We start from the raw sequence: 25,249 nt of genomic DNA, 5'->3' as shown, positions 1-25,249 counted from the left end.
TGCCAACCATGCTGACGAAAGTAGAGGTGCATGAGCGAGTCGCACGTCTGGGACGAGGTCGACGCCTACTTCACCGCCCACCTCGCCCCGGACGACGAAGCCCTGGCGGCCGCCCTGCGCGACAGCGACGCCGCCGGGCTTCCGCACATCAACGTCGCGGGCAACCAGGGCAAGCTCCTCCAGCTCCTCGCCCAGATCCAGGGCGCCCGTCACATCCTGGAGATCGGCACGCTCGGCGGCTACAGCACCATCTGGCTGGGCCGCGCCCTGCCCGCCGACGGACGCCTGGTCTCCCTGGAGTACGACCCCCTGCACGCCGACGTCGCCGTCCGCAACATCGCCCGCGCCGGCCTGGACAAGCTGGTCGAGGTGCGGGTCGGCCCGGCCCTGGAGTCGCTGCCCAAGCTGGCGGACGAGAACCCGCCCCCGTTCGACCTGGTGTTCATCGACGCCGACAAGGCCGACAACCCGCACTACGTGGAGTGGGCGATCAGGCTCACCCGCACGGGCAGCCTGATCGTCCTCGACAACGTCGTCCGGGGCGGCCGGGTCGTCGACGCCGCAAGCACCGCCCCGGACGTCACGGGCACCCGCACCGCGATCGAGCTGATCGCCGGCCATCCGAGGCTGAGCGGCACCGCGATCCAGACGGTGGGGATGAAGGGCTACGACGGGTTCGCGCTGGCCCGCGTGCTGGCGTGAGGCCCCGCCGGCACAGTGCATGCGGTCCGGCCGTCGCAGTGCGTGCGGTCCCACCGGCACAGTGCATGCGGTCCGGCCGTCGCAGTGCGTGCGACCTCACCGTCACACCTCGTGGTAGAAGCCGACGTTGACGCTGCGCGGAGCAGTGCGGTCCTGGATGATGATCTCGCCGCTGCCACCCCTGGGCAGCGGGACGGTGCCGCCGTAGGCGAGCGGCTGGGCGTACTCCCCCGTCGTCAGCCGCACTTCGGAGGACGGGTCGGGCTGGGAGCCGCGCAGCCACGTCACCTGCCAGGTCCCCTCCGGTCCGCACAGGAACTCCAGGTGGACGCGGGAGACGAACAGCCAGTCGTCCGGCGTGCTCAGCCGGCACACGGACTTGTCGCGGCCCACCCGCAGCACCGCACCCGGCTCGCTGGGCGCATCGGCCATGAGCATGCCGGCCGTGGCGCCCGCCTCCGCCTCCGCGACGGTGGCCATGGTGAGTTCGAGCACGTGCGCTCCTCCTGAGATGTCCCGGCGGGCCAGACAGGTTCTTGGCCCGCCGCATGATAAAACGCCCGGCCACACGGTGTCCGGCACAATGGATTCATGACCGAGCGAAAGCCACCAGGCGTCGACTTCGAGTCCTGGGTCGACAAGCAGATCCGTGACGCGGAGGCGCGCGGGGAGTTCGACCGGCTGCCGGGCGCGGGCGCACCGCTCCCGGCCGACGTCGAGAGCACCTACGACGAACTGTGGTGGGTCAAGCGGAAGATGGCCCGCGAGGGCTTCTCCGTCCTCCCGCCGGCGCTGGCCCTGCGCAAGGAGGCGGAGGACGCGCTGGAGGCGGCGCTCGCGGCCCCCTCGGAGCGGATCGTCCGGAAGATCATCGACGAGGTCAACGTCAAGATCCGCGACATGATGTTCAAGCCGCCGCCCGGCCCCCCGCTGGGAAAGAAGCCGTACGACGTCGAGGACGTCGTACGGCAGTGGCGGGAGCGCCGGGCGGACCGGTGATCCGGGGATTCCTCCGGCTCACCCGTCCGGAGGAATCCCCGCTGCTCACACGTGCAGCAGCCGTTCGGCCAGCTCGCGGTAGTCCTTCAGGGCCAGCCGGAGCTGCTCGGTGTCGGCCGACGACACGGACCTGCTCTCGCCGCCCTCGACGGACTGCCAGGAGTGTCGCAGGGTGCGGCGGCGCTGCGTCACGGCCTCGGTGAAGCGGGCCGCGATCTCCTCCAGCACGTGGTCCGCCTCCTCTACGGCGGCCCGGGGCCCGTCGACGAACCCGGCGACGGCGTGCTGCAACTGCGAGCCGAGCTTGTCGGACTCGTCGTGGGCGAGGAGGTGGGCTCGGTCCTTGGCAGGACCGGCCTTGCCGGGGCCGGTGCCGGTGCCGTGGTCCCCGCGGAGGGTGTCAATGGCGTCCCGGTCCGTGCCGTGACGGTCCGTGCCGTGACGGTCCGTGCCGGGGAGGCCGGTGCCGGGCACATCGGTGCCGTGCGCCGTGGCGCGGTCGGCGTCGGTGGCGGGTGGGACGCCGTGGCCGGTGTCGGTGCCGTGCTCGACGCCGCGGTCCGTAGGGAGGTCACGGGCTGTGCCGCGGTTCGTTTCCAGGCCCCGGGCCGTCTCGCGACGGTCGGTGCCCGATGCGGCCGGGCGGTGGCCGGTGCCCGGGGCGCTGTCGCCGCGGGCATCCGGCGACTGGTCGCCGGGCGGTCGGGTCATGTCGGTCATTGCCTCAACTCTCCTTCGCCTGACGTCGGTTCATCGCCCACGGCAGGTGTCCGCCACGGGCGTGGGCCTTGCGGCCGCCGTTCGCAGCGGCGTGCTCGCGGCCGTTGTCGTGCCGTCCGCCGGTGTGGCCGCCGCCGTCGTGGCGGGCCGGCTTCACCAGCTCCTCGAACAGGGCGCGGGCCGCCACCATGGCCTCACGCATGTCTTCCGTACCCTGGCCGCCGTCACGGGCGTCCTCCGCGCGCAGATGCGCGGCGCGGTGGACCCGCCGGTAGCCGTCCACGTGGTGGGCGTGGTGCACGGACAGCGCGGACAGCTGTTCCTCGTACTGCCCGCCGTCCGGGAAGCCCCGGGCACCGGCGAGCTCGGCGAGCAGCCGGTCCGCCTCGGCGACGGCGTCGCGCGGTGAGTCGACGAACCGCTCCTGGGCGGCCGTCCAGCGCGCCTCGTACTGTTCGCGCTGCGTCGGCTCCAGCGGCCGCTCGCGCAGTTCGCCGTGGCGCTGCACGCGCTCGGTCAGTTCGCGCTCGGCCGCTTTGGCGTCACCGTCGTGCCGGGCCACGGCCCGGTCGTACTCGGGTCCGAAGCGCCGCTTCAGGCTCGGGCCCCGCCGAGGCCCGCGGGCGCGCAGGGTCATGACGGCCGCGATGATGACGACCGCCGCGATCACGATCAGAGCAATGATCAGGCCAGTGGACATGAGTGCCTTCCGGGTTCTCGGCCCAACCGGCTCTCCTCGCGAGCCGGTTCGCTCGTCGGGTTGCCCCAATCCCGGTGTCCAAACGGCGCCCGGGCGCAACCGGGGCGCGAACACACGGCCGGGACTATTCGGTTGCGTGACCGGTGGGGTGCCTGCGCACCATGCGGTTTCATGACGTGGACCGTGACTCCGGAACCGTACGACTCCCCCGTCGCCGCCGCTCTGTGGCGGGCGTACTACACCGAGGTCAGCGACCGTTGGTACCTGCTGCACGAGGGGCGCCGGACCGACCCGGCCGAGCTGGAGCGGGAGATCGCCGCCCAGCCCGGCGTCGATCTCGCCCCGCCGGACGGGCTGTTGCTCGTCGCCCGGTACGGCGGTGAGCCGGCCGGCAGCGCGGGCGTACGGCTGGTGGACGGCACGACGGCCGAGCTCAAGCGGGTGTTCCTGCGCGAGCCGATGCGCGGCAGAGGGGGTGCCCCGCTGCTGGTCTGGGCGGCCGAGGGAGCCGCCCGTGCGCTCGGCGCCACCCGGATGATCCTCGACACCCGCAGCGATCTCGTCGAGGCCCGCGGCCTCTACGCCCGCCTCGGCTACGGGGAGACCGGACGCCACAACGACGATCCGTACGCGGAGCACTGGTTCAGCAAGGAACTGGCCTGAACTCAGCCCTTCTCCTTCGTGGAGGGCATGCGGTACGGCCGCTCCTGCCGGGACCCGCACAGTTCACCGTTGAGCTCACGCACGAGCTGTTCCAGTTCGGTCGGCCGGTCCGGCCCCCACCAGTCGCCGAGCAGCTCCGCGAAGGACTCCTCGCGGGCCTCGGCCAGCCGGGCGGCGATCTCGCGTCCCTGCTCGGTCAGGACCATGTCGACGCCCCGGCGCACGGCGAGACGGCGCACCTCGGCCTGCCGGGCGGCCTCCATGATCACGGTCAGGGGCACGGGCATGGTGTCGGCCAGCACGCCGGGCTCCACGGAGCCGTAGCGCCGCATCCGCAGCAGCAGCCAGCTCGTCGCGGGCAGCAGGTCGTAACCCGCCCGGGCGGTGATGTGCCGGTAGATCTCCCGGCGGCCCGCACGGGTGCCGAGCACCGACAGCGCGCGGCACACCTCGTCGTACGAGGACCGCTCGACGGGGTTGCTGGCCAGGGTCTCGGTGACGTCCGGCGCGGTGACCGAGCCGCGCAGCCGGTCCTCCTTCAGGAACCAGGCCAGGACGAAGCCGAGGAGCGCGACGGGGGCCGCGTACAGGAAGACGTCCGTGATGGAGACGGCGTAGGCGTGCAGGGCCGGCGGGCGCAGGCCGGGCGGCAGGGCGGCGATGCCGCGCGGGTCGGCCTCCAGCGCCTCCACCGAGACGCCGGGCGGCAGCCGGACACCGCGGAAGGCGTCGGAGAGCTGCTCCCCGAGGCGGCCGGCGAAGACCGTGCCGAAGACGGCGACGCCGAACGAGGCGCCGATGGAGCGGAAGAAGGTCGCGCCGGAGGTGGCCACGCCGAGGTCCTCGTAAGGGACGGCGTTCTGCACGATGAGCACGAGGACCTGCATCACCAGGCCGAGACCGAGCCCGAAGACGAAGAAGAAGCCGCTCAACTCGGCGGTGGAGCTGTGCTCGTCGAGCCGGTGGAGCAGGAGCAGCCCGAGCGCGGTGATGCCGGTGCCGACGATCGGGAACACCTTCCAGCGGCCGGTGCGGCTGACGATCTGCCCGGAGCCGGTCGAGGCGAGCAGCAGGCCCAGCACCATCGGCAGCATGTGCACACCGGACATGGTCGGGCTGATGCCCTGCACGACCTGGAGGAAGGTCGGCAGGTAGGTCATGGCACCGAACATGGCGAACCCGACGACGAAACTGATCACGGCGGCGAGCGTGAAGGTCCGTACGCGGAACAGCTTGAGCGGCAGGACGGGTTCGGCGGCCCGCCGCTCGACTGCCACGAAGGCGACGGCGAGGACGACGCCCAGGACCGCGAGGCCGACGATCTGCCAGGAACCCCATGCCCAGGTCGTCCCGCCGAGCGAGGCGACGAGGACCAGGCAGGTGGCGACGGCGGCGATGAGGAAGGTGCCCAGGTAGTCGATGACGTGCCGCTGCGCCGTGCGGGGGATGTGCAGGACGGCCGCGATCACGGCGAGCGCCACGATGCCGACGGGCAGGTTGACGTAGAACACCCAGCGCCAGCTCAGGTGCTGGGTGAACAGCCCGCCGAGCAGCGGCCCGAGCACGCTGGTCGCGCCGAAGACGGCACCGAACAGGCCCTGGTAGCGGCCGCGTTCACGGGGAGACACCAGATCGCCGACGATCGCCATCGACAGCACGATCAGTCCGCCGCCGCCGAGCCCCTGCAGGGCCCGGAACGCGATCAGCTGAGCCATGTCCTGAGCGGCGCCGCACAGCGCGGACCCGACCAGGAAGATCACGATCGCCGTCTGGAACAGCCGTTTGCGCCCGTACTGGTCGCCGAGTTTGCCCCACAGGGGGGTCGCGGCGGTCGCGGCCAGCAGATACGCGGTGACCACCCAGGAGAGGTGATCCAGACCGCCGAGATCGCTGACGATCGTGGGCAGCGCGGTCGACACGATGGTCTGGTCGAGGGCCGCGAGCAGCATGCCGAGGAGCAGGGCTCCGATGGAGACCAGGACGTTCCCTGACACCTGCTCCTGCGAGGCCGCGCCCTCGGACGTCAGCGTGGTGGCGTTGCCGTCCCCGGCCATGCGACCTCCCGAGTCTCCTGTGACTTTTTCCATCGTGACCGCTGTGACCTGTTATAGCCCGCTGGGCCCTTTTGGAGGCTGTGGTTCCGGGGGCTCCTCGTCCGCACTGTGGAGAAGATCTGGATAATCTCTGGAGTTCGCGAGGGGAGGGAGGAACGCGTGGAACCGCCGAACGGCCACCCGTGCCCGGAGTGCGGCGCACCCAGACAGCGGGACAACACCCCCGCCTGCGGCTGCACCGACCGGGCCGCCGAGGCTCTCCGCGACGCCCGCACCGCCCAGGCGGCGGCAGCGGAGGACTTCGACCCGCTGCGGATCCGCCCGTACGTGGAGATCGCCCAGGGGACGCCCTCCATTCCGGGGGCGCCTTCCGCGCCGAGGACGTCGTCCGCGCCGGGGACGCCCTCCATGCCGGGGACGCCCTCCATGCCGGGGACGCCTTCCGCGCCGGGGACGTCGTCCGCGCCGGAGGCGCAGCAGGACCAGCGGCGTCCGCCGGGGTACGACACCCCACGCTCCGACCACGACGGGCGGGCCACGCCCCCGCGGCCGGGCCTCTCGCACACCGACGGAGCAACGCGCTCACCCGAGGACGCACGGCCTCCGGCGACGCCGACCGACCCGCCCCCGGGCCACGCGCACACCCGCAGGCCCACGCAGTCCCCGGAAGACGCCCGGCCCACACCGACGCCGACCGACCCTGCCGAGGCCACGCCGCCCCCCGCCCACGAGGGCAGTGACGGGACCCCAGGGCCGGGAGAGGTCCCCCACGAAACCGGGACCGTTCACGCGGCACGGCCTGGTGGCTCCCGGCCGGTGGCCGGCGGCGCGCCCGGTCGGGACGCGGCGGCCGTCGACGGCGCCGCGCTCCCGCACGCCGAGGCCTCAACCCCCAGGCGTGCCGCTCAGCCACCCTCCCCCGCCGACCTCACCATGCCTCTGCGGCCGGTCGGACCAAACGGTCCGGACGGTCCGGACGCGACCGTCGTGCTGCCGGCCACCCCCGCCACCTCGGCGCTTCCGACTCCCCTGGCCCCCGCCCCGACCGAGCCGAGCGTCACCGACCTGCGGATGTTCGACGGCACCGTGGCGACACCCCTGGGGGCGCCGGCAGGCGGCCGGTCGGGGAGGCGCCGGCCGCGTCGGCGCAGCACCCTGCTCCTCGCCGCCGCCGGTGCCTGCGTCGCCGTCGTCGCGGCGGCCGGGTACGCGAGTGGGCTGTTCTCCTACGAGAGCCCGTCCCGGGACACCGCACTGCCGGACGACATCCGCGCGAGCGTGCCGGACGCCCCGAGCAGCGCCGCGTCCACGCCCCCGAAGGGCAGCGCTTCCGCGGCACCCCCGGCCCCGGCCGCGCCGCGACAGTCGCCGTCCCGCACCGCGAGCCCGTCCGCCTCACCGTCGCCGTCCGGACCGAGCGCCTCGGCGAGCCCGTCGCAGTCGCCCTCCCCGTCGGCATCGCAGCCGTCGGCATCGGCGACCGGCCCCGGGCAGGCACCTCCGGACAACTCCCGCCAGAACAAGGGCCCGGCTGTCCTGCGCCTCGGCGACAGCGGCCCGGAGGTCACCGAACTCCAGCTCCGTCTGCGGCAGTTGTATCTGTACGACGACGATACCGACGGCAGTTTCGACGACCGGCTGGCGGAAGCGGTCCGCACCTACCAGTGGTCTCGCGGCATCCAGGCCGACGACCTCGGCGTCTACGACCGGGAGACCCGGGCGAAGCTGGAGTCGGAAACCCAGGAGCCGTGACCGGCCCGGCCGCCCTATCGTGACGCCGTGACTACTCAGGTGATCGTTCTCAACGGCGGTTCGAGCTCGGGCAAGTCGGGCATCGTCCGGTGCCTGCAAGAGGTCCTGCCCGGTCCGTGGCTGGCCTTCGGCGTCGACTCGTTCGTCGAGGCGCTGCCCGCGAAGCTGCAGGGCTCGGAGGGCGGGATCACCTTCGCGGCGGACGGCGGCGTGAGTGTCGGCGCGGAGTTCCGGGCTCTGGACGCGGCCTGGACCGAGGGCATCGCCGCCATGGCCCGCGCCGGCGCCGGGATCATCGTCGACGACGTCTTCCTGGGCGGCCCGGTGTCCCGGCAGCGGTGGGAGAAGGCTCTCACCGGACTCGCCGTGCTGTGGGTCGGCGTCCGGTGTGACGCAGAGGTCGCCGCGGGGCGCGAGATCGCCCGGGGGAACCGGGTCGAAGGCATGGCCGCGTCACAGGCGCGGATCGTGCACGAGGGTTTGAGCTACGACGTGGAGGTGGACACGACGCACACCGAATCCCTGGCGTGCGCGCGTGTCATCGCCGACCACGTGACGCGCGCACCTACGCCACCCAGGTGACGCGCCATCACCGCTCAAGCGTCCCCGAGCGGCCCGATCACCCGATGCACAGCCGGATCACCCGTTACGCAGCCGGTTCACCCGATGCACAGCCGGATCGTCCCGTCCGCACCAGCCTCCACACGCACCTTCGTGAGGTCCTCCACCACGACGTCCGGCTCGTGGGCCGCGGCCCGGGGCCCGATCCCGACCACCGTCATCCCGGCGGCGCGCCCGGCCGCTATCCCGGCGCCGGAGTCCTCGAACACCACACAGTCCGCAGGGGCGACCCCCAGCTCGGCGGCGCCCTTCAGGAAGCCCTCGGGGTCGGGCTTGCTCGCCCCGACGGACTCCGCGGTCACCCGCACCCCGGGCTGCTCCAGACCGGCCGCGGCCATCCGGGCCGTCGAGAGCGGCACATCGGCGGAGGTCACCAGCGCGTGCGGCAGTCCCCGCAGCGAGGCCAGGAACTCCGGTGCCCCGGGGATCGCGACGACACCGTCGGTGTCGGCCGTCTCCTCGGCGAGCATCCGGGCGTTGTCGGCGTGGTTCTGCTCCATCGGCCGCTCGGGCAGCAGCAGCGCCATGGAGGCGTACCCCTGCCGGCCGTGGACGACCTTCATGACCTGGTCTCCGTCGAGCCCGTGACGCTCGGCCCAGCGCCGCCAGACGCGTTCGACCGAGGCGTCCGAGTTGACGAGGGTGCCGTCCATGTCCAGCAGGAGGGCGCGGGCGGTGAGCACGGCGGTGGCCGTCATCGGCAGCTCCAAGGCTCGGGGCGCGTTCCAGCGCGGGAGAGGGGCGGACGACGGATCGCGACCGGCACGCCCCGGGAGACAAGGCGGCCCCGCCCGCCGGTCAGGGAAAACGGGCGGAGGCCACTTTGTTTCCCCACGGTACAAAACAAGGCGGCCTTCGCGCCAGGGGCCCCCGCCGGACGTTCATCCACTGTTCGTCTCGCCAGGCTCAGCCGGTCACGGCCTCCCAGAGGCTCCACAAACCGAGCGCCAGCATGACCAGCGCCGCGACCTGCGTGATCAGCCGCAGCGGCACCTTCTTCATCAGCGCCTTGCCGCCGACGATGCCCAGCCCGGCCACGGCCCACAGGGCGAGCACCGCACCCAGCCCGACGGAGAGCGGGTCGTCGTAGCGGGCGGCCAGGTTCGCGGTCATGATCTGGGTCAGATCACCGAACTCGGCGACCAGGATGAGCATGAAGCCGGCACCCGAGACCTTCCAGAAGGACTGGTTCTCCGGCTTGCGGACCTCCTCCTCGTCCTCGCCCTTCCTCAGCAGCAGCACCGCGGCCCCGCCGAGGAACAGCACGCCCGTGAGGGCCTGCACGATCTGCTGCGGCAGCAGCGTCAGCACACTGCCGGCGGCGACGGCGAGCGCGACGTGCAGCGCGAAGGCGGCGGCGACCCCCGCGAAGACGTAGGAGGCGCGGTAGCGGGTGCCGAGGACGAGGCCCGCGAGGGCGGTCTTGTCCGGCAGTTCCGCGAGGAAGACGACGCCGAAGACGACGGCCGTCACGGTCAGGCTGATCAAGGGTTCCTCAATCGGTCGGGGCTGCCCCACCGAGAGTGCTGGACTTTCGCTCATGACACCTCGGCACGGCAGCACACACGGCATCCGCGCCGGGGGGCACGGATGTGCACTGCTTTGCCGAAGGTCTCGCTGGCAGGTCCAGGAAAAGGACCGGCCTCCGGGCGCCGGCTCAGGCGGGCTGAGCAGTATGTCGACGGTCCGGCGAAGAGCTACTCCCCTTCTGCGCCGTCCATCGTACGCGACGCCCCGGGTGTGAAGACTTTGCGCCTGAACCTTGTCATGTCATGCACGTGTCACTAGCTTCTCACCGGGCGCACACCTGTGCGCAACACGGCACCGCGAGTATTCCCCTCGCTCGCACGCCACACCCCCCTCTGCCCAGGGAGTTCGCATGCCCAGGTTCTACGCGCGTCGACGGCTGAGCGTGGCCGCGGCCGCCACCGCGCTCATATCCTCCGTGGCCCTGTTCAACGCCCCCACGGCCTCCGCCGCCCTCCCCACCCCCGTGAGCGGCGCCACCGCCCGCTCCTACCTCGCCTCGCTCACCGTGGCGACCGAGGACCGCACCGGCTACGACCGCGACCTCTTCCCGCACTGGATCACCCAGTCCGGCTCCTGCAACACCCGCGAGGTCGTCCTCAAGCGCGACGGATCCGACGTCCAGCAGAACTCCTCCTGCGCCGCCACCAGCGGCAGCTGGTACTCCGTCTACGACGGCGCCACCTGGTCCGCCGCCTCCGACGTCGACATCGACCACCTCGTGCCGCTGGCCGAGGCCTGGGACTCCGGCGCCGACTCCTGGACGACGTCCCGCCGCCAGTCGTTCGCCAACGACCTCACCCGCCCGCAGCTCATCGCGGTCACCGACAACGTCAACCAGGCCAAGGGCGACCAGGACCCGGCCACCTGGATGCCCTCCCGGACGGCGTACCGCTGCACCTACGTCCGCGCCTGGGTCCAGGTGAAGTACTACTACGACCTCTCCGTCGACTCGGCCGAGAAGTCCGCGCTGCAGAACCACCTCGCGAGCTGCTGACACGCTGATCGGTGTCGGGACCTCCCCGCCGACCTCCGTCGTTCCGTACCGTACGGGGCGACGGAGAGGGGAACGACATGAGCGCACTGCGCCTCGGGCCGCTGCTGAGATACACGGACGGCTCGTCCGCGACCGTGTGGGTCGAGACGAGCCGCCCGTGCACCGCCGAGGTGCGCTGCGCCGACGGCGCCGGCGGCACGGCCCACAGCTTCCAGATCGCGGGCCACCACTACGCGCTGGTCCCGGTGACCGGCCTCACGGCCGGTACGAGCACGTCGTACGAAGTGCTGCTGGACGGCACCCGGGTGTGGCCGCTGCCCGGATCCCCCTTTCCGCCCTCGGCGATCCACGCGCCGGGGCCGGAGGGCCGCCTCGATGTCGCCTTCGGTTCCTGCCGCTGGGCCTCTCCCCCGGCGGGCGGGGACGACCCCGTGGGGCCGGACGTCCTGGACGCCCTCGCCACCCGCCTCGCGGCCGACCCCGAGGGTGAACGGCCGCATGTCCTGCTGCTGCTCGGCGACCAGGTGTACGCCGACGAGACCTCCGACGCCACACAGCGCTGGCTGGCGGGCCGCCGCGACCTGAAGGAGGAGCCGGGCACCGGGGTGGCGGACTACGAGGAATACACCCACCTCTACTACGAGTCGTGGCTCGACCCGCGCATCCGCTGGCTGCTGTCCACCGTGCCCAGTTTCATGATCTTCGACGACCACGACGTCATCGACGACTGGAACACCTCCGCCGCCTGGCTCGCCGACATGCGCTCCACCGGCTGGTGGCAAGAGCGGCTGCTGAGCGGCCTGATGTCGTACTGGGTCCACCAGCACCTCGGAAACCTCTCCCTGGAGGAGCTGGCGGCCGACCCGGTGTACGAAGCGGTCCGCGAGGCCCCCGACGGCACCGATGCGCTGCGCGCCTTCGCCGCCCGGGCCGACGCCGACGCGACCACGGCCCGCTGGAGCTACCGGCGCGACTTCGGACGCGTACGCCTGGTGATGGTGGACAGCCGGGCCGCCCGGGTCCTCGCCGAGGAGGAACGCGCGATGCTCGACCCGGGCGAGGAGGCCTGGCTGCGCGAGCAGGTGCGGGACACGCCCGAGGCGTACGACCACCTGCTGATCGGCACCTCTCTGCCCTGGCTCCTGCCGCATCTCGTGCACGACGCCGAGAGATGGAACGCGGCGCTGTGCGGCGGTGAACGGGGTGCCCGCTGGGCGCGGTTCGGGGAGAAGGTGCGGCGCGCCGCCGACCTGGAGCACTGGTCGGCGTTCCCCGAGTCCTTCGCGGGGCTGACGGAGCTGATCGCCGAGGCGGGCTCGGGGGACCACGCGCCTGCGACGGTGTGCGTGCTCTCCGGGGATGTGCACCACGCCTACATCGCCGAGCCCTCGTGGGCCGGGCGAAATCCGGACGCCCGGGTGGTGCAGCTCGTCTGCTCACCCGTGCACAACTCCGTGCCGCTGTCGATGCGGCTGGCGTTCCGCATCGGCTGGAGCGCGGCGGCGCGGCGTCTCGGCCGCGGTCTCGCCCGGCACGGACGTCTCCCGAAGCCGCCGGTCCGCTGGCGCAAGACGGGCGGTCCCTGGTTCGGCAACCAGCTCATGACCCTGACCCTGCGCGGCCGTTCGGCCCGGCTGCGACTGGAGCATGCCAAGGCCCGCCAGGGCACGGGCCCCCGCCTCACGACGATCCTGGACTCCGAGCTCGCCCCGTAACTCCCTGTTGCGCCTGCTTGTTGCCGCTGTGTGCCTCGATGCCCCGTGATGGCAGTGAGGCATCCCACAGCGACCGTCAATCCTTCCCCACGAGTCCCGGTTACCGCTCCCGGCGACGGCATGATGATGCGGACCGTCCGCTTCCTGCCCGGCGGACCGCCGACACGCGCCCCCCCACGCCCGGGAGTTCCACCCTTGTCTGCGTCGCCCGAGGAAACCGAGGAAGTCAGGGAGCCCAGGGAAGCCAGGGAGCCACGGGAACTCAGAAAAACCGGGGAAACCGGGGAAACCGGGGAAACCGCACCGGCCGGGGGTCCCGGACCGGCTCCGGGACGCGCGCGGGTCTCCGTCGCCCTGGTCGGCGCCGGGCCGCGCGGCACCAGCGTCCTGGAACGCCTGTGCGCCTCCGCCCCCGAACTGCTGCCGCCCGGTGCCCGGCTGACCGTTCACGTGATCGACCCGGACCCGCCCGGCCCCGGCCGCGTCTGGCGCACGGCCCAGCCGCCCGAGTTGCTGATGAACACCGTGGCCTGCCAGGTGACCCTGTTCACCGACGACAGCGTGGACTGCTCGGGCCCCATCCGCCCGGGTCCGAGCCTGCACGCGTGGGCGAACGGCAGACTGGGCCCGGACGAGTATCCGACCCGGGCGGACTACGGGCGTTATCTGGAGTGGGTGTTCGCCGAGGTCGTACGGCAGGCGCCGCCGGCGGTACGGGTCGAGACGCACCGGGCGCGCGCGGTACGGCTCGACGACACACCCGGGGGCCACCAGGCCCTGACGCTCGATGACGGCCGCACCCTGACCGGCCTGTCCGCGGTGGTGCTGGCCCAGGGGCACCTGCCGAGGACCGCCGGACCGGACCTGCTGCGGCACGCGGCCCACGCCGGGCGGCACGGCCTGCGCCACGTCCCGCCCTGCAACCCGGCCGACGCCGACCTGTCCTCCGTACCTCCGGGTGAGCCCGTTCTGCTGCGCGGCCTCGGCCTCAACTTCTTCGATCACACCGCCCTGCTGACGACCGGCCGGGGCGGCCGTTTCGTACCGGGCGCCGGGGGTCTGCGCTATCTCCCCTCCGGCCGTGAGCCGCGGCTCTTCGCCGGTTCCCGGCGCGGCGTCCCGTACCAGGCGCGCGGCGACAACGCGAAGGGGCCGTACGGCCGGCACGTCCCGCTCGCCCTCACCCCGGAGGTGATCGCCGGATTCCGCAAGCGCGCGGACTCCGGAGAGGCGCCCGACTTCCTCACGGAGATCTGGCCGCTGGTGGCGAAGGAGGTGGAGACGGTCTACTACGGCGCGCTGATCCGGCGGGGCGCGGCCCGCGCCGGGCGAGAGCGGGAGTATGCCGGGCGAGAGGGGGAGTGCACCGGGCCAGAGCGGGAGCTCACCGAACGAGAGCGGGAGTTCACCGGGCGGGAGCGGGAGTTCGCCGAACGCTTCCTCGCCGTTGCGCACGGTGACCCCCAGGAGGTGTCGCTGCTGGAGGAGTTCGGGGTGCCGGAGAGCGACCGCTGGTGCTGGGAGCGGATCTCCCGCCCGTACGCCGGGCGGGACTTCGCACACCCCGGCCGGTGGCGCGACTGGCTCCTGTCGTATCTGCGCGAGGACGCCGCCCAGGCCGCCCTCGGCAATGTGCACGGCCCGCTGAAGGCTGCCCTTGACGTGCTGCGCGACCTGCGCAACGAGCTCCGGCTGATCGTGGACCACGGCGGCCTCGCCGGCGCCTCCCGCCGTGACCACCTGGACCGCTGGTACACCCCGCTCAACGCGTTTCTGTCCATCGGCCCGCCGAGGCGCCGCATCGAGGAACTCGTGGCCCTCATGGAGGCGGGTGTGGTGGAGGTACTGGGGCCACGGCTGCGGGTGACGGAGGCGGAGGGGGCCTGGGCCGTTCACTCCCCCGACGTGCCGGGATCAGCCGTCCGCGTGAGAACGCTCATAGAGGCGCGCCTGCCGGAACCGGATCTGCGGCACACCGCCGACGCCCTTCTGGCCGGTCTGCTGCGCAGCGGGCGGTGCCGACCGCACACCGTCGACGGTTATGAGACAGGCGGGCTGGACGTCACATCACGCCCCTATCGCCTGATGGATCGTCAAGGAGTTGTACACACCAGGCTGTTCGCGTTCGGGGTGCCGACAGAAGGCGTGCACTGGGTGACCGCCGCCGGTGCTCGCCCAGGGGTGGATTCGGTCACCCTTTCGGACGCCGATGCGGTGGCGAGAACCGTTCTACGTGCGGCTGGGCCCGAAACCGAGCCTCAGGGAGAGGCAAAGCAGTGGCCAAATGTTGAACTTGCAACCATCGATTAGGCGCACCTAACGTGGGCTACTCCGCGGTATCCGTCCCCGACCGGCCTTCTCCCCAGGCCGGCCAACCCGAAGGAGAGACCCCCCACATGACCGCTCGCCTCAACGGCGCACAACCGTACGCACTCGGACTGTTCCGGATCGTCATCGGCCTGCTTTTCGCCTGCCACGGCGCCGTCGCACTCTTCGGCGTCCTCGGAGGCGTGGACGACAAGGGCGGCACCGCGGCAACCGGCGCCTGGCCGAACTGGTACGCGGCCGTCATCGAACTCGTCGGGGGCACCCTGGTGCTGCTGGGTCTCGGCACCCGCATCGCGGCGTTCATCTCCTCCGGCGCGATGGCGTACGCGTACTTCAAGGTCCACCAGCCCCAGGCCCTGTGGCCGATCCAGAACAGCGGCGAGGGCGCGGCCATGTACTGCTGGGCCATGTTCCTGTTGATCTTCACGGGCTCCGGCGCGTTCGGCCTGGACCGTCTGCTGACCAAGCGCACCTCGACGCAGGAGCAGCGCTCCGCGGACCAGACCCCGGTGGCCGCCTGAGCCGCCCGGCCCTCCGTCCACCCAGCGGCGTCTTCCTCACCAGGGAGGCGCCGCCGCGTATGTCCGGCCCGGCATCGAGGCGATGGAGACGGCACTCGGAAATATGCTGACAATCCGGGGCCAGGCGCGACGAGGTGAACACTCCGCACCGAACGTATGAGCCCCCCGTGAACCGCCCGTCACACCACAGGCGTACGCTCTATGGCTGTCATGGCCACTCCTGCCGTTTCCGCCCGCGCCATCGCGGCACGGTCTGGCCCACGGGGGAGTCACGGGGAGTCGCGGTGCCGGAGCACATGGGGTTGCTGATCGGCAGCCCATGGATCTACGCGGTGGTGGCCTTGTCCGTCCTGCTCGACGTGTTCCTGCCGGTGCTGCCCAGCGGCGTCCTGGTGATCACGGCGGCCACGGCGGCGGCAGCGGGCACGGCGGCCGACGTTCCCGACATCCTCGCCCTGACCCTCTGCGCGGCCACCGCCTCCGTCCTGGGCGACCTGCTGGCCTACCGCCTCGCCTGGCGCGGTGGCGCCCGGCTGGACCGGGCGATCTCACGTTCCCGGCGGCTGACCACCGCCCAGGAACGCCTCGGCGCGGCCCTCGCGCGCGGCGGCGGCGCCCTCGTCGTCCTCGCCCGGTTCGCTCCCGCCGGCCGCTCGTTGGTCTCCCTCGGCGCGGGCGCCGCCCACCGCCGCGCCCGCGACTTCCTGCCCTGGTCGGCGCTGGCCGGTCTCACCTGGGCCGCGTACAGCGTCGCCCTCGGCTACTTCGGCGCCCACCTGCTGGGCACGAGCTGGGTGGCCACGGCGGTGTCGGTGGGGGCGCTGTTCGGTGCCGGGGCGGGGGCGGCGTACCTGATGCGGCGCGAGCCGCGGACGTCGTAGACCGGCTCCGACTCACCACCACGACCACCAAGACCTGGAAGCGGCTGAGACATTGACCACCACGGCGTCGCGGAAAGCCTCCCGAATACGACGGATCGCCCTCGCCGCGCGGCGGCGGCCCCGGGCGATGCTGTGGGCCGCCGCCGGAGTGATCACTCTCGGGTTCCTCGTCGCACTCCAGATCACCGCGCACCACCTCGGCATGCCGGGGCCGATCACCACCCAGGCCCGCGAGGTGATCCACGCCCCGAAGTCCGGGTTCCTGCTGTACGCCAGCATGGCGCTGATGATGGTGGTGCTGACCTGGCGGCAACGGCTCATCGCCCTCGGCACCGCGATCGGCATCGACCTCGTCTTCCTGCTGGTGCGGTGGGCGACCGGCACCTACCCCACCGAGGGGCACCCGTTCGGCAACGGCGCGCTGTGGGTGATCCTGGGCGTCGGGGTCTTCGCCGTCACCCGCCGCACCGGCCCGGAACGCGTCCTGATGCTGAAGGGCGTCGGGCTCGGCCTGCTGCTGGTGACCGGCCGCAAGACCGGTGACACCTGGCTGCTGATCACGTCGCAGACCCGCCCGGTCACACTCGACCCGTACGTCGCCATGGCCGATCACGCGCTGGGCAACCCGTCGTGGCTGGCGGGCCGGCTCCTCAAGGCGAGCGGCCCGGTCGGTGAGCACGCCCTCGACTACGTCTACGCCCAGCTCGCGGTGGCCGCCGTCTGTGTGGCGCTGTACCAGCTGCGCAACGTGGCGGCCGAGCAGCGCTTCCCGCGCCACCACCTGGTGCGCACCTTCCTGGTGATCGGCCTGCTCGGACCGGCCCTCTACATGATCTACCCCGTGGTCGGGCCGATCTTCGCCTACGGCCCCGAGGGCGGGCACTGGGCGGCGGCCGACCTGTGGCCGAACACCCTGCCGCCGATCGTCACCCCCTACGAGCTGCCGTTCGACGAGATCACCCCGCGCAACTGCATGCCCAGCCTGCACACGGCCTGGGCCACGACGATCTTCATCCACTCCCGCAAGGGACCGCGCGCCCTGCGCATCGCCGGCACGTTCTGGCTGATCGCCACGCTCGCCGCGACGCTGGGATTCGGCTGGCACTACGGCGTGGACCTCGTCGCCGGCGTGGTGTTCGCGTACACGGTCGAGGCGGCGCTGCGCACGTACGACCGAGGCTGGGACCGGGCGGGGGTCCGGCTCATCGGCTACGGGTCGGCCGTCTTCGCGGTGCTGCTGGCGTCCTACCGCTTCGTGCCGCTGGAGATGGCCGCCCACCCGTGGATGTCCGGCCCCCTCCTCCTGCTGGCGATGGCCTCGGTGGTCTACGGCTATCTGCGGACCACCAGGCTGTGGGAAGCGGAGGCCGCACCGGTGCCACACCCCGAACCGCAGCCGGAGCTGGCGGTCTGAGGCCCGGGGCGCTTCGCCGGGGTCAGGCCTGGCTCGCCTTCCGGGCAGCGGCCCCGCGGACCTCCAGACCGTCCAGCAACTCGGCCGTGGCCTGCGCGACGGCCTCCACGGCGCGGTCGAACACCTCCTGGTTGTGAGCGGCTGGGGCGCGGAATCCCGAAACCTTCCGCACGTACTGCAGGGCGGCAGCGCGCACGTCGGCCTCGGTGGCCTCTTCGGGCATCGCGGGCGGACGCAGCGTCTTGATACTCCGGCACATGCCCCCAGTTTCACCCGTCCGGCCCTTCAGCGACAGCGGCGCCTGACATGACCACTCCGAGGGGACCACCATCCCGGGGCCGACCGACGAGAGGAACTCCTCGTGGCGAACGAACTCACCGTGGCCGTTCTGGGCCCCGGCGGCGCGGGCGGCCTGCTCGCCGCCCTGCTCTCCCGCTCCGGCCACCGCGTGATCTGCCTGTCCGGCGAGCAGACCGCCGAGACCCTGCGCACCGGCGGCATCCAGGTCCGCAGCGCCCTCTTCGGCGACTTCACGGCCCGTGTCGAGGCGGACACCGAGCTGCGGGAGCCGGTCGACGCGTGCCTGGTCACCGTCAAGGACACCGCCCTGGACGCCGCGTCGGCGCGGGTCCCCGTCCCCGTGCCGGCCGACGGCCTGCTCGTGCCGTTCCTGAACGGTGTCGAACACCCGGCGGCCCTGCGCGCCCGCTACCGGCGCGACCGCGTGGCCCCCGCCGTGATCCGGGTCGAGTCCACCCGGGTCGCCCCGGGCGTCATCGAACACGGCAGCCCCTTCGCGGAGATCGACCTGACCGGCACGGACGTGCCCCGGCCGCCCCTCGACGCCCTCGCCGAGGCCTTCGCCACGGTCGGCCGGCCACCCGGCTCCTCGAGGACGAGACGGCGGCCCTGTGGGCGAAGATGTCGTTCCTGGCGCCGTTCGCCCTGCTGACCACCCTCCCCCGAGCTCTCGACTTCGCTCGACCAGGGGGGACCCCCATCGGCCTTCCTCTCGGGGACGTCCGCACCCGCCACCGCGACGAGCTGACCGCCCTGGTGGCGGAGACCGCCGCGATCAGCCATGCGTGCGGCGGCCCGGCGGACCCCGCCCAGGCCCTGGCCCGCTACGACGCCTTCCCGGCGGCGATGAAGTCGTCGATGCAGCGCGACGCCGAGGCCGGCCGGCCCCTCGAACTGGACGCCATCGGCGGCGCGTTGCTCCGCACGGCCGAGCGCCACGGGATTCCGGCCCCGGTCGCGGCCCGGGTGGTGCGCGAGGTGCGCGAGGCGCGCGAGGCGGCGGACCGGCCCGGGAGCACGGCCCGGCGCTGACACGGCGCTGATGCGGGGCTGATGCGGGGCTGATTGGGCGCCGTCACTGCCGGCACACCCGTTCGCATGAACCGCAGGAAGGAACTCGCCCGGCAAATTCGAACAGGCGTATCATTGAGTTGTGGCTACGACCTATGACTTTCCGAGCGACCTCCTGGCCGGTCAGGAGGAACTCCACCAGGTCAGGGCCGAGCTGTCGGCCCTGCTGAAGCGGCTTCCCTGGTCGGTGGAGCCGCTGGACGGCTTCAGTGACGACAACGGCTGGCGCAAGGTGGAACGCCCCGCCTCGCCCGGCTGGAGCGCCGACGAACAGGCCGAAGTCGAGAAACTCCGGCAGCGGGAGCACGAACTCGCGGTGTTCGTCAGCACCCACCGCTACTGGTCGGAGCTCGTCGGCCCCGAGCGGGTGGCGGCCCGCTCGGAGCTGAAGCACGCGCACGAGGTTCCGCCGGAGGAGACCGGCGGAACCCCGTGACGCCCGACGGGATCAGCTCTTGTCGTCCAGCATCCCGTTCATCTCACGGATCTCGGCCTGCTGGGCGGTGACGATGTCGCCCGCCATGGCCTTGGCAGGGCCGTAGCCGCCCTTGCTCTGCTCGGTCCGGGCCATCTCCACGGCCCCCTCGTGGTGCTCGACCATCAGCGTCAGGAACTGGCGGTCGAAGGCCCTGCCCGTCAGCTTCGCCAGCGCGGCCATGTCCTCGTCGCCCATCATCCCGGGCATACCGGAATGGCCCGCCGCGGAGTGGTCCATGCCGCCGCCCGCCGCCCGGGGCACGTCCTCGCCCCAGGTCTTCAGCCAGCCGGTCATGGTCCGGATCTCCGGGTCCTGCGCCTTCTCGATCCGCCCGGCGAGGTCCTTGACCGCCCCGGAGGAGGCCCGGTCACCGGCCAGCCGCGCCATCTCCAGCGCCTGCCGGTGATGCGGGATCATGCCCTGCGCGAAGGTGACGTCCTGGGGGTTGTGGGCACCGGTGGCCGACGGTGTTCCGGTGGGGCCGTGGCTCCCGGCGTCGCCGTGGCCGGCTGCCGGGTCGGCACCGTCACCACCACAGGCGGCGAGGACGACCGCTGCGGCACCCGCCGCCACCGCCAGGGCAGCGCGGCGCGCCAGACTACGAACGCTGTTGCTCATGCGTGAACTCCTGCTTCTGCAAGGAACTGAGGATGTGGGACACGACGGAGCACCACGCCGTCACCGGTCGATACCGGCCGGCGTGATGTGTGGTGTCTAGATCCGCAGAAGCTGGAGCTCGGCCAGGGAAGGCGGGGCCCGGGCACCATCCGTATCCGCGACCGCGTACGCCCGTACGGCGCTCTCCCCCACGGCCACGGGGACCGGGTCGGGAACCAGCGGAGGCAGCACCGGCCCCCCGCCCACGGCACCGGACGCGCAGGTCGCGTCGGCATGCCGGACATGCCCGCCGCCGCAGTGCAGATACGGCATGCCGTGCGTCGACGACGCGGAGGCCGGAGCCGTTTGGGCCTGGTGCCCCTGCATCACATGCGCCGGCTGAGACAGACCACCCCCGGGCGCCAGCCCGTGCATCCCCAGCAACCCCGCCAACAGCCCCAGCACGCACAGCACATGCCACCGCCGCACGACGGGTCGCAGAGCACGCTGGGCGGGGCTGTTCACATGCTCATCGTAGGGGCAAGGCCCCGAGAGCGGGGGAAGGGGCCTCCAGCACCCGGACCGAACGCACTTCAGTGGACGGTCGACTGGAGGAGTTCACCGTCACAGTCACCCCGAGGGTCGGTCCACCCGCTGGTGAGCGGGCGCGGCCTCCTCCTCACCGCATGAGACCGGGGAGCGGCATGTCGAGCACCTCTGCAATGACTCGCAGCCAGGTCTCCGTCGTCAGTAGTGTGCGGAGATGACAAGAAGCGAGCGGCTCGCGGAGCAGCTGGACTGGCACTGGCGCACGAACCTGCGGCCACGGCTGGACGGTCTTACCGATGAGGAGTACTTCTGGGAGCCGGTGCGCGGCTGCTGGAGCGTCCGCCCGCATGGCACGTCGGCCGCACCCATGTCGGCAGGTTCGGGGGAGTGGACGATGGACTTCGCGTCCCCTGGCCCGGTGCCGGCTCCTGTGACCACGATTGCCTGGCGGCTGGCGCACATCATCGTCTCGTGTCTGGGCTACCGGGTCGGGTGGTACTTCGGCGGCCAGGACGTCGACTCCGAGACATTCGCCTACGCGGGGACCGCTGACGAGGCGCTGAAACAGCTCGATGAGATGTACGGGAGATGGAACGCGGGGGTCCGCGAACTCTCGGACGCCGACCTGGAGAATCCGCCCGCGATAGGTCCCGAGCGGTTTCCCATGGAGAACAGGGTCCTGCACGTCAACAGGGAGCTGATCCATCACGGCGCCGAGATTTCCCTGCTGCGCGACCTCTACCGCCGGCAGGACGGAGCCGTGGCGCGCCGCACATGACCTTCCGGTAACCGGCGATCGGGCCTCGGAAAGGCCCCCCAGGAAGATCCCAGGAGGCCTCTGAACTGCTACTCGGCGCTGTGGGCGCGGACGGTTTCGAACCGCCGACATCCTGCTTGTAAGGCAGGCGCTCTACCCCTGAGCTACGCACCCGGCTCCCGGGCATGAGCCCAGGACGAGTCGACAGCCTACATGGCCCGGGGCGCGGTCCCGCAAACCCGTATCGCGGGAGCGTCCGGGCCCCGCACCTGGGGTTAACCCCACCTTCGATCCGGGAGTGGCCCGGATCCCCCGGCGGGCCCCGGATCCATACGGTCGTAGAGCGCACCGGAGCGCCCGTCGTCCGTCCAGGGGGAGATCGTCATGACCAGTCGCACCGCCACCGCCCGCGCCACCGCCCTCGCCGGTGCCGTCGTCGTGCTCGTCGCCGGTCTCAGTGCCTGCGGGGCGTCCGCGGGGGACGACACGGACCCCGACCACCGGTCCTTCGGCCTCCAGGGCCGCACTCTCACGGTCGACTCCGACGACTCGGCCCTGGAGATCGTCAGCTCGGACGACGAACCGGCGGGCAAGATCGAGGTCACCCGGTGGTTCCAGGGCTCGGTCGTCGTCGGCAAGGAGCCGAAGGCCACCTGGGCCATGCGCGACGACCGCCTGGTACTGCGGCTGAAGTGCTCCGGCATCGTCGTCGACTGCTCGGCCAAGCACCGCATCGAGGTCCCCCGCGGCATCACCGTGAAGGTCCAGGACGGCGACGGCGCGGTCCATGCCCGGGGCTTCCGGGACCCCCTGAACATCCGCACCGGCGACGGATCCGTCCGCGTCACCGACACCACCGGTCCCGTGGAGGTGCGCACCGGCGACGGATCCATCCGCGTCACCGGCACCAGCGGTCCGCTGCGGATGCGCACCGGCGACGGGTCCATCCGCGCGAACGTCTCCTCCCGCGACGTCCGCACCCGGACCGGCGACGGTTCGGTCCGCCTCGAACTCGGTGCCGTGCCGGATCGTGTCGAGTCCCGCAGCAGCGACGGCTCCGTGACCATCGCACTGCCCCGGGCCGCGTACCGCGTGACCACCGAGACCGGTGACGGCGGCGTCGACGTGTCCGTGCCCCGCGACGAGAGCAGCGCCCACCGGGTGTCCGCCCACACCGGGGACGGCAGCGTGACGGTGCGAACACTGAACTGAACGGCCCGTGTGTTCGTCCTCTACCGGTGGGAGAATGACACCGGGCAGGGTGGACCACAGCACGGGAGAGGGATGTGACGGCGACACCAGGACAGCCGGACTCGCCGTCGTTGCCGCGCGCACATCGCCCGGGCCGCCGCACCCCCCGCGCCCCCGGGCCGCTCCACGACACGCTCGCCCTGGTCGGGCTTCCGCTGCTGGCCGCGCTGGCCCTGCCCGCCGCCTTCGCGGGCGGGGGCACCCGGCGCTGGTTCGGCGGCCGGGCCGAGAACCAGCGGGCCGAGGCCCAGGCCGCGAAGGACGCCGCCGCGGCGGCCTTCTACGAGCTCGACACCGCCCAGCGCGACCTGCGCATCTCGATCGAGACGATCACCGCCGTCGACGCCTCCCCCGCCGCCCGGCGGGCCGTCGCCGACTTCGACGCCCTGGGCCGGCGGATCGACGAGGCCAGCCACCGGTACATCAACGCCGTCGACGCCCACGATCTCGACCGCGACGACCTGGAGGCCTCCGCCGCGTCCCGGGCCCGCGGGGAGCTGACCGCCGCCAAGGAGGAACTCGGCCGGGTCAAGCAGGAGCTCGACCGGTTCACCGACGGCCTCGGCCCCCTCCTCGGCAAGGCCGAGACCCAGCTGGCCCGCCTCGCCCCCGCGGTCGAACGTGCCCGCCAGGCCCTGCTCGCCGCCTCCAACGCGCTGGACGCCGTACGCGCCTCGGGTCTCCGGGCGGACGACCTCGCCGCCCGGCTCGCCGCGCTCTCCCCGGAGCTGACCAAGCTGAACCAGGGTGCCGGGCAGCACGGCGTGCCGCAGACCCTGGAGCGGGCCGAGCGGGTCACGCGCGAGGCCGAGGCGGTCCGTGTGGAGGCCGAGCGGCTTCCGGACCGCGCCGCCGAGATCGACCACCGGCTCGTCTCCCTGCGCACCCGCGCCCAGGCCCTCACCACCCGCTCCGAGCAGGTGGAGCCGACCCTGAGCGAGCTCCGGCGCCGCTTCACCGCGGCCTGCTGGCAGGACCTTCAGCACGTCCCCGACGCCGCCGCCGAGAACGTCCGCCAGGCCGAGACCAGACTGACCGAGGCCCGCACCGCCCGCGGCGAACAGCGCTGGGCCGACGCGACGGCCCTGCTGTCGACCGTGCGCGCCCTGCTGAACAACACCGACGAGGCCGTGTCGGCCGCCGGGGACCGCCTGCACCGCCTGAACGCCGTGCAGAAGGATCCCCAGCAGGAGATCGACCGCACCCGTTTCGCCATCCGTGACGCCCAGCGCCTCGCCATGGCCGGCCGCAACACCCCCGACCCGCGCCACGCCCGTCCCCTGGACGACGCCGTGGCGCGCCTGGACCGCGCCATCGCCGGTCTCGAAGGCCGCCACCCGGACTACTGGCACTTCCTCATGGAGACGGAAGCGGTCCGCCGGGCCGTGGCCCATGTCGTCTCCGGGATCCGCGAGGAGCGAGGGGCCGGACACTGAGCCCGGCCCCCGTCCGGACTCAGGTGCGGTAGGCGTAGTAGTACGCGTTCGGGTACGACGCGACGAGGCTCGCCACCGACCTGCGGAGGGTGTTGTTGGAGTGGTAGGTCACGTACGGCACCCCACCACTCTTGTACGTGACGATCATCGTGTGGTCCTTGGACCCGTCCTTGTCGAAGTCCACCTGGAGGACGTCGCCGACCTCGAGCTGGAAGACGTTGGCGAGCGGCTTGGTCCGCTTGGAGTTCTGGGCGAACCAGGACCACTCGTTGACGCCGATGAACGAGTGCGACTGGATGTCGGCGTTGCCGAACCACCTGGTGTAGTCGTACACGTAGCCGGGGACGTGCTTCCAGCCGCCCGCCTTCAGGGACTGGCTGACGAAGTTGGTGCAGTCGCCGCCGGCGCCGCGGCCGCTGAAGTCCGGGTAGTCCTTGTTGTAGGCGTTCCAGTGCTTCTCGGCGTAGGCCGCCATGGCCTTGTAGTCGTACGTCGTGCCGGTCTTCGGGGCGGCGGCCGGGTTGCGGGTGGTCGCCGCGCGCGGGGCGTTCGGCATGGTGTCGGCGGTGGTGGCCGCCTTGACGGGGGCCGGCTTGGAGAGGGTGTTCACCGCGATACCGCCCTGGTCGGTGTCACGGATGCCCGTCAGCCGCCAGTCTCCGCGCCGGTCGGCCTTGAAGGTCAGCTCGTGCCGGGCCTGGAATCCGGTGGTCTTCGGCGCGTCGCCCCGGGTGCGGGCGTAGGTGAGGGTCGTGGTCTCGGTGACCTCCGCCTTGGCCGTACGGCCCGTGACCCGCGTGGCGTTCAGGGTGACGGTGGTGGCGGCGCCGCGGTACGTCTCGCCGGCCTTGGCCAGCTTCTTCTTGCGCTGCCCGAGCGCGGACCGGGTGGCGTCCTCGGTGCGGGCGGTGCCGGAGGACAGCGCGACGTCGCCGGAGAAGCCGTCGGTCAGCGGCTTGTCCGCGTCGGCCTGCCCGCCGTCGACCAGGGCGTTGGTGCGGTCGGTGAAGACGGCGTCCGCCAGCCGCTGGAAGGTGGCCCTGGTGCGCGCGTCCACCGTCGGATCGTCGCTGACCGCCGCGCCCGCACTCCAGTTGGGCAGCAGGGCGACTCCGGCGACGACCGAGGTCGCCGCGGCGCCGACTATCGTGACGCGGCGCCGCGTCCCGCTCAATTTTCTTGATCTCACTGGTGTTTCCCCTCTTGCCCCGGCCAA

At 72.3% G+C, this 25,249-nt stretch carries 25 protein-coding genes, 1 tRNA gene and 1 pseudogene; 16 read left to right on the top strand and 11 right to left on the bottom strand.

Features of this window, described 5'->3' with window-relative positions:
• Positions 1-30 precede the first annotated feature (30 nt).
• Positions 31-702 carry a class I SAM-dependent methyltransferase gene (locus ACFY9S_RS03690; RefSeq protein ID WP_391122331.1) on the top strand — a complete coding sequence of 224 codons (672 nt, stop codon included), beginning with the start codon at positions 31-33 and terminating at the stop codon, positions 700-702.
• Positions 703-804: 102 nt separating this feature from the next.
• On the opposite strand, the gene ACFY9S_RS03685 is transcribed toward ACFY9S_RS03690, so the two are convergent.
• Entirely contained in the window at positions 805-1,197 is a 393-nt protein-coding gene (locus tag ACFY9S_RS03685; protein ID WP_102910306.1) for a hypothetical protein, read from the bottom strand.
• 96 nt (positions 1,198-1,293) lie between these two features.
• On the opposite strand from ACFY9S_RS03685, the gene ACFY9S_RS03680 reads away from it, so the two are divergent.
• Complete coding sequence (locus ACFY9S_RS03680; RefSeq protein ID WP_391122327.1) at positions 1,294-1,701, top strand: DnaJ family domain-containing protein; 408 nt, start codon at positions 1,294-1,296, stop codon at positions 1,699-1,701.
• Between the two features lie 45 nt (positions 1,702-1,746).
• Here the strand turns inward: ACFY9S_RS03680 and ACFY9S_RS03675 are convergent, their stop codons facing one another.
• Entirely contained in the window at positions 1,747-2,421 is a 675-nt protein-coding gene (locus ACFY9S_RS03675) for a hypothetical protein (protein WP_391122324.1), read from the bottom strand.
• Between the two features lie 4 nt (positions 2,422-2,425).
• Positions 2,426-3,121 carry a hypothetical protein gene (locus ACFY9S_RS03670; protein ID WP_391122321.1) on the bottom strand — a complete coding sequence of 232 codons (696 nt, stop codon included), beginning with the start codon at positions 3,119-3,121 and terminating at the stop codon, positions 2,426-2,428.
• A 171-nt stretch (positions 3,122-3,292) separates the two neighbouring features.
• On the opposite strand from ACFY9S_RS03670, the gene ACFY9S_RS03665 reads away from it, so the two are divergent.
• Positions 3,293-3,784 carry a GNAT family N-acetyltransferase gene (locus tag ACFY9S_RS03665; RefSeq protein ID WP_391122319.1) on the top strand — a complete coding sequence of 164 codons (492 nt, stop codon included), beginning with the start codon at positions 3,293-3,295 and terminating at the stop codon, positions 3,782-3,784.
• 2 nt (positions 3,785-3,786) lie between these two features.
• On the opposite strand, the gene ACFY9S_RS03660 is transcribed toward ACFY9S_RS03665, so the two are convergent.
• Entirely contained in the window at positions 3,787-5,838 is a 2,052-nt protein-coding gene (locus ACFY9S_RS03660; protein WP_391122316.1) for a DHA2 family efflux MFS transporter permease subunit, read from the bottom strand.
• 159 nt (positions 5,839-5,997) lie between these two features.
• Here ACFY9S_RS03660 and ACFY9S_RS03655 point away from each other — a divergent pair, with 159 nt between their 5' ends.
• Together ACFY9S_RS03655 and cpt are read left to right on the top strand one after the other, a co-directional pair.
• Positions 5,998-7,590: a peptidoglycan-binding protein gene (locus ACFY9S_RS03655; RefSeq protein ID WP_391122313.1), complete on the top strand. Its 1,593-nt coding sequence runs from the start codon at positions 5,998-6,000 to the stop codon at positions 7,588-7,590.
• A gap of 27 nt (positions 7,591-7,617) precedes the next feature.
• A complete protein-coding gene (cpt, locus tag ACFY9S_RS03650) occupies positions 7,618-8,172 on the top strand; it encodes a chloramphenicol phosphotransferase CPT (RefSeq protein WP_391122310.1) in 555 nt (184 codons plus the stop codon).
• Positions 8,173-8,249: 77 nt separating this feature from the next.
• Here the strand turns inward: cpt and ACFY9S_RS03645 are convergent, their stop codons facing one another.
• A complete protein-coding gene (locus ACFY9S_RS03645; protein ID WP_391122307.1) occupies positions 8,250-8,909 on the bottom strand; it encodes an HAD-IA family hydrolase in 660 nt (219 codons plus the stop codon).
• A 208-nt stretch (positions 8,910-9,117) separates the two neighbouring features.
• Positions 9,118-9,699 carry a TMEM165/GDT1 family protein gene (locus ACFY9S_RS03640; protein ID WP_102913858.1) on the bottom strand — a complete coding sequence of 194 codons (582 nt, stop codon included), beginning with the start codon at positions 9,697-9,699 and terminating at the stop codon, positions 9,118-9,120.
• A gap of 391 nt (positions 9,700-10,090) precedes the next feature.
• Here ACFY9S_RS03640 and ACFY9S_RS03635 point away from each other — a divergent pair, with 391 nt between their 5' ends.
• The 6 genes from ACFY9S_RS03635 to ACFY9S_RS03610 all read left to right on the top strand — a co-directional run bounded on the left by ACFY9S_RS03635 (position 10,091) and on the right by ACFY9S_RS03610 (position 17,594).
• Positions 10,091-10,735 (top strand): DUF1524 domain-containing protein, encoded by a 645-nt coding sequence (locus ACFY9S_RS03635; protein ID WP_391122303.1) that lies wholly within the window; start codon positions 10,091-10,093, stop codon positions 10,733-10,735.
• A 77-nt stretch (positions 10,736-10,812) separates the two neighbouring features.
• Entirely contained in the window at positions 10,813-12,450 is a 1,638-nt protein-coding gene (locus tag ACFY9S_RS03630) for an alkaline phosphatase D family protein (RefSeq protein ID WP_391122300.1), read from the top strand.
• Between the two features lie 354 nt (positions 12,451-12,804).
• Positions 12,805-14,760 (top strand): FAD/NAD(P)-binding protein, encoded by a 1,956-nt coding sequence (locus ACFY9S_RS03625; RefSeq protein WP_391122958.1) that lies wholly within the window; start codon positions 12,805-12,807, stop codon positions 14,758-14,760.
• Between the two features lie 86 nt (positions 14,761-14,846).
• Positions 14,847-15,299, top strand: a complete 453-nt coding sequence (locus ACFY9S_RS03620; protein WP_391122297.1) for a DoxX family membrane protein — start codon at positions 14,847-14,849, stop codon at positions 15,297-15,299.
• A 296-nt stretch (positions 15,300-15,595) separates the two neighbouring features.
• On the top strand, positions 15,596-16,180 hold the full coding sequence (locus ACFY9S_RS03615; protein ID WP_391122955.1) for a VTT domain-containing protein: 585 nt from the start codon (positions 15,596-15,598) through the stop codon (positions 16,178-16,180).
• Positions 16,181-16,307: 127 nt separating this feature from the next.
• Positions 16,308-17,594, top strand: coding sequence for a DUF5933 domain-containing protein (locus ACFY9S_RS03610; protein ID WP_391122952.1), 1,287 nt, complete (start codon positions 16,308-16,310; stop codon positions 17,592-17,594).
• A 22-nt stretch (positions 17,595-17,616) separates the two neighbouring features.
• Here the strand turns inward: ACFY9S_RS03610 and ACFY9S_RS03605 are convergent, their stop codons facing one another.
• Entirely contained in the window at positions 17,617-17,853 is a 237-nt protein-coding gene (locus ACFY9S_RS03605; protein WP_391122294.1) for a DUF2277 family protein, read from the bottom strand.
• A 102-nt stretch (positions 17,854-17,955) separates the two neighbouring features.
• Here ACFY9S_RS03605 and ACFY9S_RS03600 point away from each other — a divergent pair.
• Together ACFY9S_RS03600 and ACFY9S_RS03595 are read left to right on the top strand one after the other, a co-directional pair.
• Positions 17,956-18,926 (top strand): annotated as a pseudogene (locus ACFY9S_RS03600) (ketopantoate reductase family protein).
• 121 nt (positions 18,927-19,047) lie between these two features.
• Positions 19,048-19,401 (top strand): hypothetical protein, encoded by a 354-nt coding sequence (locus ACFY9S_RS03595; RefSeq protein WP_391122292.1) that lies wholly within the window; start codon positions 19,048-19,050, stop codon positions 19,399-19,401.
• 12 nt (positions 19,402-19,413) lie between these two features.
• Here the strand turns inward: ACFY9S_RS03595 and ACFY9S_RS03590 are convergent, their stop codons facing one another.
• Both ACFY9S_RS03590 and ACFY9S_RS03585 read right to left on the bottom strand, forming a co-directional pair.
• A complete protein-coding gene (locus ACFY9S_RS03590) occupies positions 19,414-20,061 on the bottom strand; it encodes a DUF305 domain-containing protein (RefSeq protein ID WP_391122290.1) in 648 nt (215 codons plus the stop codon).
• A 96-nt stretch (positions 20,062-20,157) separates the two neighbouring features.
• Positions 20,158-20,565 carry a DUF6153 family protein gene (locus ACFY9S_RS03585; protein WP_391122288.1) on the bottom strand — a complete coding sequence of 136 codons (408 nt, stop codon included), beginning with the start codon at positions 20,563-20,565 and terminating at the stop codon, positions 20,158-20,160.
• Positions 20,566-20,803: 238 nt separating this feature from the next.
• On the opposite strand from ACFY9S_RS03585, the gene ACFY9S_RS03580 reads away from it, so the two are divergent.
• A complete protein-coding gene (locus ACFY9S_RS03580; RefSeq protein ID WP_391122285.1) occupies positions 20,804-21,367 on the top strand; it encodes a DinB family protein in 564 nt (187 codons plus the stop codon).
• A gap of 81 nt (positions 21,368-21,448) precedes the next feature.
• Here the strand turns inward: ACFY9S_RS03580 and ACFY9S_RS03575 are convergent.
• Positions 21,449-21,520: transfer RNA gene (locus ACFY9S_RS03575), tRNA-Val, on the bottom strand.
• Positions 21,521-21,730: 210 nt separating this feature from the next.
• On the opposite strand from ACFY9S_RS03575, the gene ACFY9S_RS03570 reads away from it, so the two are divergent.
• Together ACFY9S_RS03570 and ACFY9S_RS03565 are read left to right on the top strand one after the other, a co-directional pair.
• Entirely contained in the window at positions 21,731-22,558 is an 828-nt protein-coding gene (locus ACFY9S_RS03570) for a DUF4097 family beta strand repeat-containing protein (RefSeq protein ID WP_391122282.1), read from the top strand.
• 74 nt (positions 22,559-22,632) lie between these two features.
• The gene (locus ACFY9S_RS03565) at positions 22,633-24,033 is read left to right on the top strand and encodes a hypothetical protein (RefSeq protein ID WP_391122279.1); all 1,401 of its coding nucleotides are present in this window, start codon (positions 22,633-22,635) and stop codon (positions 24,031-24,033) included.
• A gap of 19 nt (positions 24,034-24,052) precedes the next feature.
• Here ACFY9S_RS03565 and ACFY9S_RS03560 read toward each other — a convergent pair whose 3' ends face one another.
• Positions 24,053-25,207 (bottom strand): amidase domain-containing protein, encoded by a 1,155-nt coding sequence (locus ACFY9S_RS03560; RefSeq protein ID WP_391122277.1) that lies wholly within the window; start codon positions 25,205-25,207, stop codon positions 24,053-24,055.
• Between the last annotated feature and the right edge of the window lie 42 nt (positions 25,208-25,249).

The organism is Streptomyces sp. NPDC012474 (assembly GCF_042955185.1).
In the GTDB taxonomy this organism is placed as follows: Bacteria; Actinomycetota; Actinomycetes; order Streptomycetales; family Streptomycetaceae; genus Streptomyces; species Streptomyces cahuitamycinicus.
Note: the sequence above shows the minus strand (reverse complement) of the source record. Positions and strands in the feature narration are given on the sequence as shown.